Annotated in this window: 21 protein-coding genes; 4 read left to right on the plus strand and 17 right to left on the minus strand. The window is 64.7% G+C overall.

Going from position 1 to position 17,343, the window contains the following annotated elements:
• The first annotated feature begins 201 nt into the window (after positions 1 to 201).
• A complete protein-coding gene (locus HYH08_RS27930) occupies positions 202 to 693 on the plus strand; it encodes a DUF305 domain-containing protein (protein WP_220013044.1) in 492 nt (163 codons plus the stop codon).
• 52 nt (positions 694 to 745) lie between these two features.
• On the opposite strand, the gene HYH08_RS27935 is transcribed toward HYH08_RS27930, so the two are convergent.
• From HYH08_RS27935 to HYH08_RS27960, 6 genes are all read right to left on the minus strand, one after another.
• Positions 746 to 3,919, minus strand: coding sequence for an efflux RND transporter permease subunit (locus tag HYH08_RS27935; protein ID WP_220013045.1), 3,174 nt, complete (start codon positions 3,917 to 3,919; stop codon positions 746 to 748).
• Complete coding sequence (locus HYH08_RS27940; protein ID WP_220013046.1) at positions 3,916 to 5,343, minus strand: efflux RND transporter periplasmic adaptor subunit; 1,428 nt, start codon at positions 5,341 to 5,343, stop codon at positions 3,916 to 3,918. Before HYH08_RS27940 ends, HYH08_RS27935 begins: the two co-directional genes overlap by 4 nt.
• An 82-nt stretch (positions 5,344 to 5,425) precedes the next feature.
• Entirely contained in the window at positions 5,426 to 5,818 is a 393-nt protein-coding gene (locus HYH08_RS27945; RefSeq protein WP_220013047.1) for a FixH family protein, read from the minus strand.
• Positions 5,819 to 5,917: 99 nt separating this feature from the next.
• On the minus strand, positions 5,918 to 6,286 hold the full coding sequence (locus tag HYH08_RS27950) for a hypothetical protein (protein ID WP_220013048.1): 369 nt from the start codon (positions 6,284 to 6,286) through the stop codon (positions 5,918 to 5,920).
• A 422-nt stretch (positions 6,287 to 6,708) separates the two neighbouring features.
• Positions 6,709 to 6,918, minus strand: a complete 210-nt coding sequence (locus HYH08_RS27955; RefSeq protein WP_220013049.1) for a hypothetical protein — start codon at positions 6,916 to 6,918, stop codon at positions 6,709 to 6,711.
• 94 nt (positions 6,919 to 7,012) lie between these two features.
• A complete protein-coding gene (locus tag HYH08_RS27960) occupies positions 7,013 to 7,456 on the minus strand; it encodes a TspO/MBR family protein (RefSeq protein ID WP_220013050.1) in 444 nt (147 codons plus the stop codon).
• 43 nt (positions 7,457 to 7,499) lie between these two features.
• Between HYH08_RS27960 and dinB the strand changes: the two genes are divergently transcribed.
• Positions 7,500 to 8,600, plus strand: a complete 1,101-nt coding sequence (gene dinB / locus HYH08_RS27965; protein ID WP_220013051.1) for a DNA polymerase IV — start codon at positions 7,500 to 7,502, stop codon at positions 8,598 to 8,600.
• Positions 8,601 to 8,657: 57 nt separating this feature from the next.
• Here dinB and HYH08_RS27970 read toward each other — a convergent pair whose 3' ends face one another.
• The 3 genes from HYH08_RS27970 to HYH08_RS27980 all read right to left on the minus strand — a co-directional run bounded on the left by HYH08_RS27970 (position 8,658) and on the right by HYH08_RS27980 (position 10,152).
• Entirely contained in the window at positions 8,658 to 8,951 is a 294-nt protein-coding gene (locus tag HYH08_RS27970) for a hypothetical protein (protein WP_220013052.1), read from the minus strand.
• A gap of 194 nt (positions 8,952 to 9,145) precedes the next feature.
• Entirely contained in the window at positions 9,146 to 9,439 is a 294-nt protein-coding gene (locus HYH08_RS27975; RefSeq protein WP_220013053.1) for a DUF1330 domain-containing protein, read from the minus strand.
• A gap of 20 nt (positions 9,440 to 9,459) precedes the next feature.
• Positions 9,460 to 10,152, minus strand: coding sequence for a DNA-3-methyladenine glycosylase I (locus HYH08_RS27980; RefSeq protein ID WP_220013054.1), 693 nt, complete (start codon positions 10,150 to 10,152; stop codon positions 9,460 to 9,462).
• Between the two features lie 208 nt (positions 10,153 to 10,360).
• Between HYH08_RS27980 and HYH08_RS27985 the strand changes: the two genes are divergently transcribed.
• The gene (locus HYH08_RS27985; protein WP_220013055.1) at positions 10,361 to 11,188 is read left to right on the plus strand and encodes a metallophosphoesterase family protein; all 828 of its coding nucleotides are present in this window, start codon (positions 10,361 to 10,363) and stop codon (positions 11,186 to 11,188) included.
• Here HYH08_RS27985 and HYH08_RS27990 read toward each other — a convergent pair.
• From HYH08_RS27990 to HYH08_RS28010, 5 genes are all read right to left on the minus strand, one after another.
• A complete protein-coding gene (locus HYH08_RS27990; RefSeq protein ID WP_220013056.1) occupies positions 11,127 to 11,612 on the minus strand; it encodes a Crp/Fnr family transcriptional regulator in 486 nt (161 codons plus the stop codon). The genes HYH08_RS27985 and HYH08_RS27990 overlap by 62 nt on opposite strands.
• Positions 11,613 to 11,694: 82 nt before the next feature.
• On the minus strand, positions 11,695 to 12,219 hold the full coding sequence (locus HYH08_RS27995) for a GNAT family N-acetyltransferase (protein WP_220013057.1): 525 nt from the start codon (positions 12,217 to 12,219) through the stop codon (positions 11,695 to 11,697).
• A 118-nt stretch (positions 12,220 to 12,337) separates the two neighbouring features.
• Positions 12,338 to 13,078, minus strand: a complete 741-nt coding sequence (locus HYH08_RS28000) for a di-trans,poly-cis-decaprenylcistransferase (protein ID WP_220013058.1) — start codon at positions 13,076 to 13,078, stop codon at positions 12,338 to 12,340.
• Positions 13,079 to 13,108: 30 nt separating this feature from the next.
• Entirely contained in the window at positions 13,109 to 13,483 is a 375-nt protein-coding gene (locus tag HYH08_RS28005) for a winged helix-turn-helix domain-containing protein (protein ID WP_220013153.1), read from the minus strand.
• Positions 13,470 to 14,087 (minus strand): hypothetical protein, encoded by a 618-nt coding sequence (locus tag HYH08_RS28010; protein ID WP_220013059.1) that lies wholly within the window; start codon positions 14,085 to 14,087, stop codon positions 13,470 to 13,472. The genes HYH08_RS28005 and HYH08_RS28010 overlap by 14 nt, the downstream gene beginning before the upstream one ends.
• 201 nt (positions 14,088 to 14,288) lie before the next feature.
• On the opposite strand from HYH08_RS28010, the gene HYH08_RS28015 reads away from it, so the two are divergent.
• Positions 14,289 to 15,545, plus strand: coding sequence for a S1C family serine protease (locus HYH08_RS28015; protein WP_220013060.1), 1,257 nt, complete (start codon positions 14,289 to 14,291; stop codon positions 15,543 to 15,545).
• Between the two features lie 186 nt (positions 15,546 to 15,731).
• Here HYH08_RS28015 and HYH08_RS28020 read toward each other — a convergent pair whose 3' ends face one another.
• The 3 genes from HYH08_RS28020 to HYH08_RS28030 are packed head-to-tail and all read right to left on the minus strand — an operon-like array spanning position 15,732 to position 17,282.
• Entirely contained in the window at positions 15,732 to 16,469 is a 738-nt protein-coding gene (locus tag HYH08_RS28020; protein WP_220013061.1) for a DUF899 domain-containing protein, read from the minus strand.
• Between the two features lie 16 nt (positions 16,470 to 16,485).
• Entirely contained in the window at positions 16,486 to 16,830 is a 345-nt protein-coding gene (locus HYH08_RS28025) for an SRPBCC family protein (protein ID WP_249782298.1), read from the minus strand.
• Entirely contained in the window at positions 16,830 to 17,282 is a 453-nt protein-coding gene (locus HYH08_RS28030; RefSeq protein WP_220013062.1) for an ArsR/SmtB family transcription factor, read from the minus strand. Before HYH08_RS28030 ends, HYH08_RS28025 begins: the two co-directional genes overlap by 1 nt.
• Positions 17,283 to 17,343: the final 61 nt, after the last annotated feature.

The following is a 17,343-nucleotide window of genomic DNA, read 5'->3' on the forward strand; positions in this document are numbered from 1 at the left end:
CTTTACCTCTCCGTCGGACGCCATGGAGTAGCACCGGTTGATCTCTTCGCGACAGACGAACGAGAGGACCAGGCCAACAAAAGAAATTGAGTTCGACCGCTCCCCCACATGCTGCGGCCCGCCGCCGTCGGACCGGTCGCAGCAGGAACCAACCCGTTCGGTCTCCATTGAGACTCGATCAACCAACCGGGAGCACCGGCGATGTCTTATGCCCGTTTCGCCGCTATGATCGCGGTCTCGACGATCGTGATGTACGGACTGATGTACCTGAACACGTGGGCCCTCGACCACGTGTTCTTCAGCCAGACCAGGGCGTGGATGGCCCTGCTGATGGGAGCCGTGATGGCCGTCATCATGCTCGGCTTCATGTGGAGCATGTACAAGGATTCGCGGACGAACGCGGCGATCGTGCTCGCGGCAGCCGTCGCGTTCGCCGGGTCGCTGTGGCTGGTGCGAAGCCAGGAAACGGTGGGCGACGTCTCCTACATGGAGGCGATGATACCGCACCACTCGATTGCCGTCATGACGAGCGAACGGGCGCACATCAAGGATCCGCGGGTGCGCAAGCTCGCGGACGGAATCATCGAGGCCCAGGTCCGGGAGATCGGTGAGATGAAGCAACTGATCGCCGAACTCGAATCCAAGCCGGCGCCTGGCGACGCCAAGGACCTTCCTGCCCGGCCGGCGCAGTGAGGAACGGCCCGGCCGGCATTGCTGCCCTCGATGTTGTCGTTCGATCTGCCGTTCAAGCGGCCCTGGGGACGTCGGGCGAAGCGACCGTCGACTGCGCGTCGGCGGCCTCGCCATCGCGGGGAAGTCCCCGCCCCTTGACCAGGCCGAAGATGGCCGGGATGACGATCAGGGTGAGCAGCGTAGACGAGGTCATGCCGCCGATCATCGGCACCGCGATGCGCTGCATGATCTCCGATCCGGTCCCGGTGCTCCACATGATGGGCACCAGGCCCGCCATGATGGCGACCACCGTCATCATCTTCGGCCGGACGCGTTCGACGGCGCCCTCCATGATGGCGTCGTGGAGATCCCGGCGGGTCAACGGCCGGCCCTCGGCACTGCGCCTCGCCCGCATCTCGGCCAGCGCGTGATCGAGGTAGATCAGCATCACGACGCCGGTCTCGGCGGCGACGCCGGCAAGCGCGATGAAGCCGACGGCGACGGCCACCGACAGGTTGAAGCCGAGCCACCACATCATCCAGATGCCGCCGACCAGCGCGAACGGCAGCGACAGCATCACGATCAGGGTCTCGGTCATGGCCCTGAAGTTCAGGTACAGCAGCAGGAAGATGATGGTGAGCGTCACCGGCACCACGATCTTCAGGCGGGCGGCGGCCCGCTGCAGATATTCGTACTGGCCGCTCCAGACCACGTAGTAGCCGGCGGGAAACTGGATGCTCTCGGTGACGGCGCGCTGCGCGTCGGCGACGTAGCTGCCGATGTCGCGGTCACGGATGTCGACGTAGATGTAGGTCGCGAGCTGTCCGTTTTCCGTCCGGATCGAGGTCGGGCCCCGCGCCGGCTCGACCCTGGCGACTTCGCCGAGCGGTACTGCGCCGCCGGCCGGCATCGGCACCAGGATGTCGCTGGCGATCGCCTTCGGATTGTCGCGCAGGTCGCGCGGATAGCGCATGTTCACCGTGAACCGCTGCCGGCCTTCCACGGTCGTGGTGACTGTCTGGCCGCCCAGAGCCGCCGCGATGGTGTCCTGAACATCCTGGATCAGGATCCCGTAGCGCGCGAGCGCCTCGCGGTCCGGCACGATCTCGAGATAGTACCCGCCGATGCCCCGCTCGGCGTAGGCCGACGACGTGCCCGGCACCGTCTTGATGACACGTTCGATCTGCTTGGCCAGACGGTCGATCTCGACCAGGTCGGTGCCCATCACCTTGACGCCGATGGGCGTGCGGATGCCTGTCGAAAGCATGTCGATGCGCGCCTTGATCGGCATCGTCCATGCGTTGGAGACACCGGGAAACTGCAGCGCCTTGTCCATCTCCGCGATGAGGCTGTCGACGGTCACGCCGGGCCGCCATTGCTCTTTCGGCTTCAGGTTGACCACCGTCTCGAACATCTCGGTCGGCGCCGGGTCGGTCGCGGTCGCAGCCCGTCCCGCCTTGCCGTAGACGGAGACGACTTCCGGGAACGACTTGATGATCCGGTCCTGCGTCTGCATCAGCTCGGCTGCCTTGGTGACCGACATGCCGGGCAGCGTCGTCGGCATGTACAGCAGCGTGCCCTCGTTCAGGCTCGGCATGAATTCGGTGCCGAGCTGGCGCGCCGGCCAGACCGTGACGGCGAGAACGGCGAGCGAGGCCAGGATCACCAGCGTCTTGGCCCGCAGCACGCCCTTGATCACGGGACGGTAGATCCAGATCAGGAAGCGGTTGATGACGTTCCGGTGCTCGGGGACGATTTTGCCGCGGACGAAGATCACCATGAGCGCCGGCACCAGCGTGACGGACAGCAGCGCCGCCGCCGCCATCGAGAAGGTTTTTGTGAATGCCAGCGGGCTGAACAGCCGTCCCTCCTGCGATTCCAGCGTGAAGATCGGCATGAAGGACACGGTGATGATCAGCAGGCTGAAGAACAGCGCCGGTCCGACCTCCGAGGCCGCATCGACCAGGACCTGGACGCGCGACTGATCGGGCTTGGCACGTTCGAGGTGCTTGTGGGCGTTCTCGATCATGACGATCGCGGCGTCCACCATGGCACCGATAGCAATCGCGATGCCGCCGAGGCTCATGATGTTGGAGCCGAGCCCGAGCAGCTTCATGGCGCCGAACGCCATCAGCACGCCGACCGGCAGCATCAGGATCGCCACCAGTGCGCTGCGGACATGCAGCAGGAACACGATGCAGACGATCGCGACCACGACGCTCTCCTCGAACAGCGTGTGCTTGAGCGTGTCGATCGCGGCGTAGATCAGGTTGGACCGGTCGTAGACCGGTACGATCTCGAGCGATTTCGGCAGGCTGGTCGCAATCTCCTTGAACCGCTTCTTGACGTTCTCGATGACGTCGAGCGCGTTGACGCCGAAGCGCTGCAGCACGATGCCGCTCGCGACCTCCCCCTCGCCGTTCAGCTCGGCAATGCCGCGCCGCTCGTCGGGACCGAGCTCGACATGGGCGACGTCCCGCAGCAGCACCGGGGTGCCGCCAGAGGTCTTCAGCACGATGTTGCCGAGATCGTTGATGTTCTTGATGTAGCCCTTGCCGCGGATGACATATTCGAACTCGGCGAGTTCGACGGTGCGTCCGCCGACGTCGGCATTGCTGGCGCGGATCGCCTCCCGGATCTTCTGCATGCTGATGCCGCGGTCGCGCATCCGCTGCGGGTCGAGGACGACGTTGTACTGCTTGACGAAGCCGCCGATGCTGGCGACCTCCGCGACACCTTCGGCCTTGGCCAGCGCGAACTTCAGATTCCAGTCCTGGATCGTGCGGGTGTCCGCCAGGTTCAACTCCCTGGACATCACTGCGTACTGGTAGACCCAGCCGACGCCGGTCGCATCCGGACCAATCGTCGGGGTCACGCCGGCCGGTAGCCTGGACGTCGCGCTGTTCAGGAACTCCATGACACGAGAGCGCGCCCAGTAGATGTCGGTGCCGTCCTCGAAGATCACGTAGACGAACGACACCCCGAAGAACGAGAAGCCGCGCACCACTTTCGACTTCGGCACGGTCAGCATCGCCGTGGTCAGTGGATAGGTGACCTGGTCCTCGATCACCTGCGGCGCCTGGCCGGGATACTCGGTGTAGACGATGACCTGCGTGTCCGAGAGGTCCGGAATCGCATCCAGCGGAAGGTGGATGAGCGCGTACAGGCCCGCCGCGGCGGCGAAGCCGGTGCCGAACAGCACCAGCAGCAGGTTGCGGGCGGACCAGGCGATGATGCGGGCGATCATTTGTGCTCTCCCATCGCTTGGCCGGGACCGGCGTCGGAAGCTTGCGGCGCCGCCTCTGCGAAGCCCTTCAGCGCCGCTTTCAGATTGCTCTCCGCATCGATCAGGAAGTTGGCCGAGGTGACCACCGCCTCGCCGTCTGCAAGGCCGTCGCGCACCTCGATATAGCCGCCGCCGCGACGGCCGAGTTTCACCTCACGCGGCTCGAAGCGCCCTTCTCCCTTGTCGATCAGGACAGCCTGGCGCGCACCGGTGTCGAGCACCGAACTGTCGGGTACGGCCAGAACCGGCGCGGAGTCCGCAGTGTCGATCGCGGCATCGACATACATGTCGGGCAGCAGCGCGAAGTCCGGGTTGGCCAGTTCGATCCGGACGCGCGCGGTCCGCGTGTCCTTGTTCACCTGGGGATAGACGACTGCGATCTGTCCGGAGAAGGTCCGTCCCGGGAAACTCCTCGCGCGGATCGTCACCGGCTGGCCGACCGAGATGTTGCCGAGGTCGCGCTCGGCCACGTCGACGAGGGCCCAGACCAGCGAGATGTCGGCGATCCGGAACAGCACGTCGCCGGGGTTGGCGCGCATGCCCTCGATGGCGTTGCGCTCGAGCACGATGCCGTCGCGCGGCGCCGACCACTGCACGGTCACGGGAGCGACATGGGACTTCTCCATCTCGGCGATCACCTGTTCGGGGACGTCGAGATTGACCAGCCGTTGCCGCGAGCCGCGGCCGTACATCTCGACGCCGCCGACCGTCTTGGACGTGATGGTCGCAAGATACTCGGCCGCGGCGGAAGCCACCGCCGAACTGTAGATCTGCATCAGGGGCTGTCCGGCCTTCACGCGCGTGCCGGTGGTCACGTCGGCGACCTTCTGGACGAAGCTTTCGGCCCGCATCGCGATCACCGACACGCGGCGTTCGTCGAGTTGAATCGTGCCCGGCGCCTTGACCGAGACGCGGATCGGGCGACGCTCGGCCATCTCCGACTTCACGCCCGTACGCTGGATCTTGCCGGGCGAAAGCTTGACCGTACCGTCGTCGGCGTCGTCGCCTTCGTAGACGGGGACATAGTCCATTCCCATCGGGTCCTTCTTCGGCACCGGGGAGGTGTCGGGCAGGCCCATGGGATTGCGGTAGTAGAGGATCTTGCGCGACGAATCCGCCTGCTGCTTCGGTTTGGCCGGCTCGGAGAAGGCCTTGTCGTCCTCGTAGACGGGCACGTAATCCCGCCCGCGCTCGTCCTTCTTCGGAGCCGCCGACCAGAGGGCCGCTCCGCCCGGATCGCGATAGTAGAGCGGCGTCCGGTCCGCTCCTGCGGGGCTGGTCGCCTCGGCACGGACGGACCAGCGCTCGCCGGTCGCGTACCAGGTGGGGCCGAGGGCCAGGCCGCCCGTCAGCGCGAGTGCCGTCAGAAGACGCTGCATATTCATGATGTGCACCTGCGCGCCCGGAGCGCGCGTCCATGGGAATGGGAAAGAGGAGTTCGGGCGCCGGCTGACGACGCCCGACGGCTCACTTCGTTGCCTTGACGATCACCTTGCCGGTGACGGTCTCGGCCTCGCCCTGCACCTTCGCGGATAGCGTGACCTGATAGCGGCCGGCCATCGGCAGGTCCGTCTTGAAGGCGTAGACGCCCGGCTCCTTCGAGGGCAGCGGTGCGACCGCCGATTCCATCTCGGCCATGCCGTCCGGAGCCATGTCGACCCGGGTCTTGAAGATCACGGCGTCAGGCACCGGCTTGCCGGTCTGCTTGTTGGTCAGGCGGACGGCAAGCGTGACGTCGTCGCCTTTTTTCATCTCCGGATTGACGGGCTCGAAGGCGTAGTCGCCGGCGCCCGCCATGGCGGCGGAAGCGGCAAGCGAAAGGGTGGCGGCGAGAGCCGCGGTCGTAACCTTGGAAAGCATTGTTCTATCCTCATGAATTGATCTCGGCCGTGGCGCTAGTGGCGCGCGCACGTCAGTCGTCGCCGCGAGCAAGCGTGCGCGCGGCGGGCTTTTACGAGATCAGCTTCGAGGAGGCCGGAAGGGCGGACTGCCGCCGCGGTACAGGACGACCTGGTCCGCGGGAATGGCGATCTTGCTGGCGGCGATGGCAAGAATCCCGAACACGACGGGGCGAACGTCGCCGAGCGCGAGCGCTCCGCCGATGCAGCAGAGACCCATCCCGCACTTGTAGCCGTCCTTGTCGGGCGTCGATCCCTTCATGTCGTCCGGACAGCATTCGTCCATCGACATGTCGCCGTGATCCGCCATGTGCATGGCGGTCTGCATGTCATCCGGCGACATTGCGCGGCCGCCGGCGGACGCGCCAAGCGGCAGCATTGCCAGCGAGACGGCGATCGCGAATGCCAGGATGGTACGGACGAGCCGCATCGATTTCGACTTACCTCTCGGGCCGCAGTACGGCTTGGGTAACATATTCCGATCCCGAACGCAGTCCTTGATCTCGCTCAAGCATTCGTGACCCCCGGCCGGCTATCTACCCCCCGGCTGACGACATCCATCAGTTCCGCGATCCGGCGGCGCTGACCGGCATGCTGCTCAAGTCCAACGCGCAGGCGCGCGGGACCCGCTCGCGGCACTGGCCGCCAGGGTCACCGACAGCTACTACCTGGTCGGACTGAGGCCAGGGGGACAGCGCCTTTACATCGGCTTTCTCCGCCTGGGGCGAGACCGTGCACGCGGTGGAAACGGAAGGTCAACCTCCGCCCGCAATCTCGCAGAGGCCCCGGGCATAACTCAGGCCCCGTCGAGCGATCGGGCACTCGGTTAAGCTTGCCTCCCGGAGCAAGCGCTCACGTCAGCATCGAAATGATCGACTGGACTTGATCGGACGCCGACGACACCAGAGCGTCATACGACGTCTGGCCATGCGAGGCAGCTTTCAGAATGCATTCGGCGACCGCGGCTTTCAGACCGAACACCGACTGATGAGCTGGCACGCTCGCCATCACGGTCTCGAGGGCCTGGCGCATGGTCTGAACGAGTTCGGAGCTGTATTGCATCGGCTGTCCTCTGCACGCTGATATAGGATCGCATGCCTGAGCCCGCCACTCACAAGCCGGCGACTGCTCTTTGATGAGCTCTAAACCGAACGCCTCAATTCAACCGCCAGATGGCCGCATTGAGCACGCCGGCGAAGGCGACCCAGGCTGCGTAAGGCACGAACAATGCGGCGGCCAGCCTGTCGCGCGGTCGTTCGAGACTGATGTAGGAAACGATCGCGACAAACAGACAGATGAGGATGACGAGCGCGGCTCCGATCTGGTGCATCGTGAACATCACAGGAGACCAGGCGAAATTCAGGGCCAATTGCGCATACCAGGCCAGCATCGGCTTGCCTGATGGCTCACGGCGAAAGGTTCGCCAGCCCGCCACCGCGATCAGGACGTAAAGGATAGTCCACGCCACCGGGAATGCCCAGTTCGGCGGAACGAAACCCGGCTTGGCGAGGCCCGCATACCAATCTCCGGGGAGATTGGTCGCGCCGATCAGCCAGCCGGCGCCGACGACGCCCACCACGAAGACCAGTAACTGAAACATCCATCACCTCGCGCTTCACATCGCGCAATTGTATCATCATTCCATGAGCGAATCCGACACGGTGACCGGCGAATCCCAGCCCGTTCGCAAGATCATCCATATCGACATGGATGCCTTCTACGCGTCCGTGGAGCAGCGCGACAATCCGGAGCTGCGCGGCAAGCCGGTTGCGGTCGGAGGCTCGGCGGAGCGCGGCGTCGTCGCGGCCGCCAGCTACGAGGCGCGCAGGTTCGGCGTCCGCTCGGCGATGCCCTCAGTGACCGCGAAGCGGCAATGTCCCGACCTGATCTTCGTCAGACCGCGCTTCGAGGTCTACAAGGCGATCTCGCGGCAGATCCGCGACATCTTTGCCGAGCACACGCCCGTGATCGAGCCGCTGTCGCTGGACGAAGCCTATCTCGACGTGACCGAGAATCTGCAGGGCATTCCGCTGGCGCGCGACGTCGCGCTGCGCATCCGCAAAAAAATCAAGGCCGAGACCGGGCTCAACGCGTCGGCGGGCATCTCCTACAACAAGTTTCTGGCAAAACTCGCCTCCGATCATCGCAAACCCAACGGCCAGTATGTGATCTCGCCGGAGATGGGGCCCGCCTTCGTCGAGACGCTGCCCGTCGGCAAATTCCACGGCATCGGCCCGGCGACGGCTGCGAAGATGAACGCGCTCGGCCTGTTCACCGGCCTCGACATCCGCAACCAGTCGCTGGAATTCATGAACGCGAATTTCGGCAAGTCCGGTGCTTATTACTACTGGATCTCACGCGGCGTCGACGAACGGCCGGTCCGGGCCAACCGCATCCGAAAGTCGATCGGCGCGGAGACGACGTTCTCGGCCGATCTCGACGCGTTCGATGCGCTGTCCGCCGAGCTCAAGCCGCTCGTCGACAAGGTCTGGCGCCATTGCGAGACATCAGGCAATCGGGGCCGCACCGTCACGCTCAAGATCAAATTCGCCGACTTCGAGATCATCACGCGCAGCAGATCCGTCACGGCGCCGGTTGCAGGCCGGGACGAACTGGAGCGGCTAGCCAGCAGCCTGCTCGAAATCGAGATGCCGCTGCCCAAGCGCGTCAGGCTGCTCGGCGTATCGCTGTCTGCCCTCCAGATCGGGGATGACGCGGAGCCGCAGCTGACGCTCGGCATTTGAATCGGTGGCGGACTGTTTCAGATCCGCCACGGATTCAGGTTGGTCCGTTCGGCCCCATCAATGCCTGACGTGCTCGAACACCACGATCACCCCTGTCGGCTCCGGCTCATGCGCCATCAGTCGCGTCAGCTCAGCATCGCTCCAGTCGGCGAGGCTGACGACTTCGCCGGTCTCACGTTCAGCGCCGAGTGACGGGGTCGGTTCGAGGACCTTCAGGCCCATCTCGTCGACAAAAAAAGTGTGTTCGCCGAACATGCTGTTGAGCTGCGGCATGGCGGGATGTTCGTCGGGCAGCACCTGGGCGCCGAGCTGGTTGACGGCCTGCTTCACTTGTTCGGTCGAGAGCTTCATGCGCTGCTCCGTTTCTCGCGTGTCGGGTTTCATTGGATTGAACCAGCCGGGTGGTTCCCCTGCGCCCGTGCGGCCTGGCTCAATGTCCCGAACAGGTGCTGCGCATAAATGTTCCGAAAAAATGTATTTCGTGATCGCGCGCGGCAACCGCCGCGCTCACGGCGCGGGATAGCCACACGATGTCCACGATCCCGCTACTCGGCGGCCTCGACGATCCGGATGTCGCGATCGGCGCCGTCCCCGAGCAAATCGTGCGCTTTCTTGTAGGCCGGGCTTTCATATGCCGCCTTGGCGCTCGCGACGCTGTCGAACTCGATGAGCACGACCCGCTCCATCTGGCCGTGCTCAAAGGCGGCGGCCGGCATCCCGCGCGCCAGCACGCGGCCGCCGGCGGCCTCGATCGCCGGACGTGACAGTTTTGCGTAGGCCGCCATTGCCTCGGGGTTCTTGATGGCGCGATAGGTCGCGACCCAATAGGCTTTGGCCATTGTTCTTCTCCTGGTTGTTGTCAGTGTTGCTCGCTGCTGTTCTCGCCCACCGAGAGCGCGCAGATGCGCGAGAGATAGCTGTAGGGCAGGCCGGTCTCCTCGGCCCAGGCGTTGAACTGCGCCTGCACTTTTGCGAGATCGCCTTTCGACTTCACCTCTTCGGCGATGTCGAGGCCGGCATCGCGCAAGGCAGCGACCACGTCCTTCGAGGTGACGAAGCCGTCCCAGCCGACGAAGCGCAGCAGCATCTGGCCGGTGTTGCCGCCGAGACGGCTGCCGCGCTTGGCAAGGAGATCGAGCAGGCCAACCTCGTTGGACGGCGGCCATTTCGCGAGAAACTTGCCGAAGCTGCCGTGCTCTTTCGCGATCTCCTGAACGAAGGCGGCGTTGTCGCGCACCGACATGATCTTGGCGCCGTTGCGCACGATGCGCGCGTCGCGCAGGAGGCCTTCCCAATACTCCTCCGGCTGGAAGCTGAGCTTGGCCGGCTTGAAGTTCAGGAACGCCGCTTCGAAGCCGTCCCATTTCGAATCGATCACGCTCCAGGCAAAACCGGCGCAAAACACCCGCCTGGTCATCTCGGCAAGGATACGGTCGTCGCCGAGCTTGGCGAGGCCCTTCAAATCGGGTTTGTCCGGCATCAGTTTGTCCAACGCCTTGGGGCCGCCCTTGCGTTTCTCGGCGCGGGCACGAATGGTCTTGAAGGAGGTCATGCGGACACCGCGTTGAAGGTGCGCCACGACATCAGAATTCCACGATCGGGTCCAGCCTTGCGATATCAGGCCACTTGCGCGCGCAGGCGCGCCGCAGCATGCTGCGGCCATTGGCGTGACCAAGAGAGGCGGCCGTGCTGGTCTGCTTCTTGCTTTATAAGTTTTTGGAATTCCCCAACATTTTCGATCTTCCGCGAACGGATTCTCAATGCGCTGCCTGGTCGTGGCCGACCTGCATTATTCGCTGCCGCAGCTCGACTGGCTGGTCAGCGCGGCGCCGAACTTCGATCTCGTGATCTTCGCCGGCGATGCGCTCGACATCGGCTCGATGGTGGATTTCCGCGCGCAGATCGTCGTGGTGAAGAAATATCTCGCGCTGATCGCAGCCAGGACCCGCGTGATCCTCTGCTCCGGCAATCACGACCTCGACGAGCGCAATGCGGAAGGCGAAAAGATCTCGCGCTGGATCTCGGAGGTTCGCGAACTGGGGATTGCCTGCGACGGCGACAGCCTCACCATCGGCGACACGTTGTTCACGGTGTGCCCGTGGTGGGACGGTCCGCTGGTCAAGCAGCGCATCGTCGAGCAGCTGCGCGATGCCGCGGTGAGCCGCCCGCCGCGCTGGATCTGGGCGCATCATGCGCCGCCCGCGAACTCGCCGACCAGCTGGGGCGGCAAGCGCTTCTTCGGCGATGTCGAGCTGGTGCAGTGGATCATGCAGTATCAGCCGTCGATGGTGATCTCCGGCCATGTGCACCAGTCACCCTTCATCACCGACGGCTCGTGGTTCGACCGGCTGGGCCAGACCTGGGTGTTCAACGCCGGCCTGCAGCCGGGCCGGCCCCCGACGCACATCGTGCTCGATCTCGACGCCGACAAGGCGTTCTGGCTGGCGGCGGGCGAAGCGCAATGGATCGACCTCGACGCGCCGTTGAAGCGGCCCGCAAACTATATCGAGGACCCGCCGGACTGGCTCACATCCTTGGGTCGGATTGCCGATCCGAGCCTGGCGAGACCTCGAGCGGCGGCAGGTTGATCATGCTCTGGAGCACCTCGCCGACCATGGCCAGATGGGTGCCGTGGCCGGCATATTGGCGCTTGAGATCGGCCAGATAAGTATTGGCGACGTTGAGCCGCTGCGCCAGCAGCTTTGCGATCAGCAGCGCTACCTCGGGCTCCTGCTTCAGGAACGAGGCGGCGTCCTCGAACTCGTAGACGACGGCATCCGAGCAGGCCCGCACCGTCGCGGTGTGCGGCTGCCCCAACAGCACGGACATCTCACCCAGCACCGCGCCGGGCTCTGTGACGGTGGCCACCACCATCTCGCCCTTGAGCACCTCGAGCTTGCCTTGCATCAGCACGTAGAGATGGCCGGTGGTGCCGCCCTCGGTGACGACGAGCGTGCCGGCCTTGACCTGCCGCTCGGTTCCGCCAGTGCAATAGTCCAGGACTGCGCGCATCTTGCGAAAGCTCCCATCGCCGGGGATCACCGGCGATGGGACACTAGAGCACGATCCATGCCAGGCGGCAACGCGCGGAATTCTAGCGCCACAGCCGCTTGGCGAGGTGGACCGATTGCCAGTCGAGGTCGGTGTCGCTGAACCCCGCCTTCTTCGCAAGACCGCGCATTTCGGCGTTGGCCCGCGCAGTCTCGGCCGCGATCATCTCGTGCCCGAGGTCGCTCGCGCGGCGCTCCATCGCGGTCATCATCTGCAAGCCGAGACCGGTGCGCTGAAAGGCATCGGCCACCGAGATCGCGAACTCGCCATGCCGGGCGGCGGCATCATAGGCATAGAGTGTCTCGCCGATGATCACGCCACGCCCCTCCTGCCTGAGCTCGGCGAGCAAGGTGAAGTGGCCGGGGTGGCTGGTCCTGGCGACGCATTCGGCCGCGAGCGCCGCGATGTCCGCCCGCGCGCCCATGAAGCGTCTGTTGCGCGCCCTCGTGGAAAGACCAGTGAAATAGGCCGAGAGGTTCTCCGCATCGGATGCATCGGCCGCCCTGATGCAGACAATGGCTTTCGTCCCGTTGGACTCGACAACGACATCCGAAGACAGCTTTGACATGCATGACGCTCTCGGCAGGTTGCGTGAGCCGCACACCTAACCGGGACCGCACGCCGGCGGCTTGGACATCGCTGCCAATCACGCTGCTGAAAACGAACAGCGCGCTCTCTGCGCTCCGTCACACACGGGAGAGTGACGGCACGTCCTCGGGCATGATGGCCTGAAGGCCGCCGAAGCGGCGCTCGCGGCCGTGGAAGGCGGCGAGCGCTTCCGCAAGATCGCTCGCCTCGAATTCCGGCCACATCCGCTCGGTAAAATGCAGCTCGGCATAGGCGCCTTCCCAAAGCAGGAAATCCGACAGCCGCTTCTCGCCGGAGGTCCGGATGATGAGATCGACGTCGCGAAGGCCTGCTTCGCCGGTGACGAGCTGCGAAAAGGCTTCGCGGGTGAGGCTGGTCAGCGCCGCCGCCTTCGCCGCTGCGTTGAGGATGGCATCGCGTGCGGAATAGTCGACGGCGATGCGCAGGTGCAGCGTGCTGCCGAATGCGGTGGCCTCTTCCGCACGCGCGATCGCGCTGGCGATGCCGTCAGGCAACCGGTCGCGGCGGCCGATCACGGTGAGGCGCACGCCGTTCTTGACGAGGCTCTGCACCTCGTTAGCGAGATAGAAGCGCAGCAGCGTCATCAGTGCGGCGACCTCCGCTTTCGGACGGCGCCAATTGTCGGTGGAGAACGCGTAAAGCGTCAGCGTGCCGATGCCCTGCTTGGGCGCGGCTTCGACGATGCGGCGGATGGTCTCGACGCCGGCCTCGTGGCCGCGCAAGCGCGACAGGCCGCGCCGCGTCGCCCACCTGCCGTTGCCATCCATGATGATGCCGACGTGAAGCTTCTCGTTGCGGGAGGTGATGTCACTTTGCATTGCAAAGTCTCCGATCAAAAAGGGGGAGGATCAGGTCGAGGCGATGCCGAGACGGCCGAGCGGCGGCGCTTCGCGGCCGGCGGCTTTCGCGGCGTCGCGCACCAGGCGTTCGAGCACGGCGAGATAATCGAGGAAGCGGCGGCGGCCGGCCTTGGTCAGGCGGCAGGTGGTGTGCGGGCGATTGCCCTCATAGCCCTTGGTCACCTCGACGAGGCCGGCTTCCTGGAGCACGGCGAGATGCCGGCTGAGATTGCCGTCGGTGAGGCCGCAGAGCTGCTTGAGATCGGCGAATGCCAGCCCCTTCGGATGCGCCATCAGGGAGGTCAGGAGCCCGAGCCGCGCCTTCTCGTGGATGACGCGGTCGAGCCCTTCATAGGAGAACGGGGCACTGTCAGTCTTCGACATCATGGTCTCCGGACGCAAAGTATAAGATGGCCGCCATCACCGACTGCCCGATCACGAAGGGCAGCCCCATGGTCCATGGCGACAGCGTATGGGTCCGGCTCGCCAGCACCACGACGGCGAAGCCGGAGATGAAATACCACGCCCCCGCCAGCGCGACGGTGCGCGGCAGCGAGCGGACGGACGCAAAGATGCCGAGCGACACCAGGACCTGCCACAGACCCGGCAGCAGCCACAGCGTCTCGCTCGCGAACTTCCACATCACCACCGCAAGCAGCACACCGGCAACGCCGGCGGGCAGGAACTGCTCGACCGCCTGGTGGATCATGGCATCGGCAAGACCCGAATGATGGCGGCGCGAGCGCGCGCGCATCTCGATGCCAATCATCAGGCCCGAAAGCGCGGCGGCGGCGAACCAGCCGCAGAAGAAGCCGAGCGGCTCATTGGCGGGATCGCCGAGCAGCCAGAATTGCAGGATCGCGGTGATCAGCGCGACAGCGCCGGTGGCGGCCATCGTCGCCGGACCGTAGCCGCGGAACGCGGTGCCCGCAGCAATCTGGCTGCGGATCGCCCCGATGTCCGCCAGTGCCTTGTCGAGATCGCGCATCGGCAACGCCAAAGACCCGCTCCACCCAAATCGCCCGGGATTATCCATCCCGTTACTTTGTGTTGCAAAGTATATCGCATTGCAAAGTAAAGGCAAGGCCTCGATTGCGGCAGCTGGAAGGCTGCGCGCGCGGACAACTGCCGGTTGCGCCGCGCCTGCTCCTACGAGTAAGATGGATCGAAAGGCGTTCCGGGGGAAAGTATGTGGCTCAAGTCATTTGTCGTTGCGCTCTTGTTGCAGTTGGGTGTCGCCGGCATCGTGCATGCGAAAGGACCATTCGGCACGGTCAATGTCGGCAACTGGATCGGAGGCGCCTTCAGCAATGACGAGACGGGCGTCTTCTCCCATTGCGCCGCGACGACGCCTTATGCGAACGGCGTCATTCTCGTCGTAAGCCAGAATGCCGCCGGCATATGGTCGCTCGCCTTTGCCAGTCCCAGCTACAACTTCAACAAAGGCGAGAACGCCGCAATCGACGTGACGTTTGACGGGCAGGAGCAAGCCAGACTGTACGCCACGGCGTACCAGTCCAACATGCTCACGGCCGTCATGCCGGTCAATGTCGTGCGCGCGTTCCAGAAGGCCAGCCTGATGGTGGCGACGGCCGGCCGGGCCGTCCTGAATTTCGACTTGACCTCGACCGGGCCCGTGATCGCGGCCTTGGCCAATTGCGTGACCAAGGTGAAGGCCGACGGGCTCGACAAGGCCGGCGACTTCACCAAAGGGGCAGCGAAGCCGGCAGCTTCGGCGGACAAGCAGGGTGCACCGCCAGCCAGCAAATCCGGCAAGGCAGCCAGGACCACCGGCGGCTTTGGCACCGGCTTCGTGGTCAGCGCCAACGGGCACATCATCACCAACAACCATGTGATCGACGGATGCAGCGATCTCAAGGGCAATCTCACCGGCGAGGCCGCCATGGTGTTGCGCGTCGTGTCGAGCGACGCGAACAATGATCTTGCTCTCTTGCAGGCGCCTTCGACCGCCACATTCAAGGAGTTTGCGCGGATCCGCGACCGCTCCATTCGCTCCGGCGATTCCGTCGTTGCGATCGGCTTTCCCTTTCACGGGCTGCTGACTTCCGACTTCACCGTGACAACCGGCATCGTGAGTTCGCTCAGCGGCATGCGCAATGATTCGCGCTTTCTCCAGATCAGTGCACCGGTGCAGCCCGGCAATAGCGGCGGCCCGCTATTCGACACCACCGGTCAGATTGTAGGCGTGGTCACGGCAAAGATCCCCGCACTGCGCGTCATCGCCGCGACCGGCAACATTCCGGAGAACATCAACTTCGCCATCAAGACTGGCGCACTGCGCGACTTCCTCGATAATTCCGTGGTGCCCTATCAGACCACCGAGCCCAAAGGCGAGCTCAAGACCACCGATATCGCCGCCAATGCGCGGCCCTATACGATGCTGATCTCGTGCAACGTCACGGAGCAGGCGGAGGCGAAAAGGTAGGTAGGGGCGACGCCATCAGTTCCGCCATCCTGAAGCGCGGGGCCATGCGACGCAAAGCATCGCCCGGAGAGCCTCGAAGGATGAGTGGCCCCGATGCAGCCGGGCCGTCATCCTTCGAGAGCCGCTTCGCGGCCCTCAGGGTGACGGTGATGGTACGAGTTTGCGGCTGGGCACACACTCGTCCTCTCACCCGTGGCAGCACGCCCCCTTCGACGCCTCCGGCTCGTACTGATCCCGCAGACGGACCCAGTCCATCGGATAGGGCAGGCCGTCCTCGTGACGGCCGAGCGGAGTGAGGTCGAGATATTGATAGGCCGCATTCATCATGTCGAGGCCGCGGGCGAAGCACGAATAGGTGTGAAAAATCTCGCCGGCCTCATTGCGGAAGAACACGCTGATGCCGGGCAGCTCGGGACCATAGAACGGCGTGGTGCCGAAATTGTACTTTGGCACGCCCTTGTCGATCTCTTCGCGGGTAAAGGAAACCCCGTAATCATGGTTGAAGTCGTTGCCGCCCGACGAGACCCAGTCGAAACTCCAGCCCATCCGCGCCTTGAAGGCTTCGAGCTTTGCAACCGGCGCCAGCGAGATCGCGACCGTCGCCGTGTCGCGCGCGGCGAGATGCGGCACCATGCGATCAAGACCGTCGGCCCAGAACGAGCAGCTCTTGCAGGCCGCCTCCCAATCGGGCGCGAACATCACATGCTGAACCACGAGCTGCGGACGCCCCTTGAAGAGATCGGCGAGCGTCACCTTGCCGTTTGGTCCGTCGAACACGTAGGCCTTCTCGACCTTGACCCAAGGGAGCGCGCGGCGCTCCTCGACGAGGCGCTCGCGGGCCTGCGAAAGCTCCTTCTCATGTGCCAGATGGACCTTGCGGGCCGCTATCCACTGCTCGCGTGAGACGATCTGATGTTGCTGCATGGCGTCCTCCACGGGGTCAGGCGACAAAGGCATCGAGCTTGTCGAAGAACGAGGTCCAGCCGCGCTGATGGTTGTCGCGCGCGGTCTCGTCGAAGAACTGGGCGTGGTGGAAGACCATCAGCGTGCCATCGTTGTCCGGCTTCAGCGTGATCGTCACCAGCGATTCGCGCTCCGGCGTCGAGTGCCATGCCCAGGTGAACACCAGGCGCTCGTTGGGCACGACCTCGCGGTAGATGCCGCCGGCCTCGAAATATTCGCCGTCATCTCGGGTGAAGCTGATGCGATAGCGGCCGCCGGTGCGGACGTCTAGCTCGGCGTTCAGCGTCGCCGGCTTCATGTTCGGCGGCCCAAACCATTGCATCAGCTGCGCGGCTTGCGTCCAGGCGGTGTAGACCTTTTCCGGCCGCGCGCGGAGCCGGCGCGTGAGCGTGAGACTTGGTGCTTCGGCGGTGCGGGGATCGGCGGTGACGGCTGCGTTGGCCATGTCTCTTCCTCCACGAAGGCGGCAAGGCGATCGAAACTCTCGGACCAGAACTGCGCGTAGCGATTCAGCCAGTTCATGGCCTGCTCCATCGGCTGTGCCGTGAGCCGGCAGGCGACGGTACGCCCGGTCTTCTCCCGCACGATCAGGCCGGCGTCCGTGAGCACGTCGAGATGCTTCATGATCGCCGGCAGCGAGACCGCGAACGGCGCCGCCAGCTCGCTCACCGACAGGCTGTCCTGCTCGCCGAGGCGGGCAAGAAGCGCACGCCGCGTCGGATCGGCGAGCGCCGAAAAGGTCCGGTCGAGGGCTTCGTCCTGATACTTAACCATATGGTTTAGTATATGTGCAAGCAACAGCGCGTCAAGCAGGAACCCGCCTTCGCGAGCCTGC

It is taken from the genome of Bradyrhizobium sp. BR 10289 (assembly GCF_019455385.1).
GTDB lineage: Bacteria > Pseudomonadota > Alphaproteobacteria > Rhizobiales > Xanthobacteraceae > Bradyrhizobium.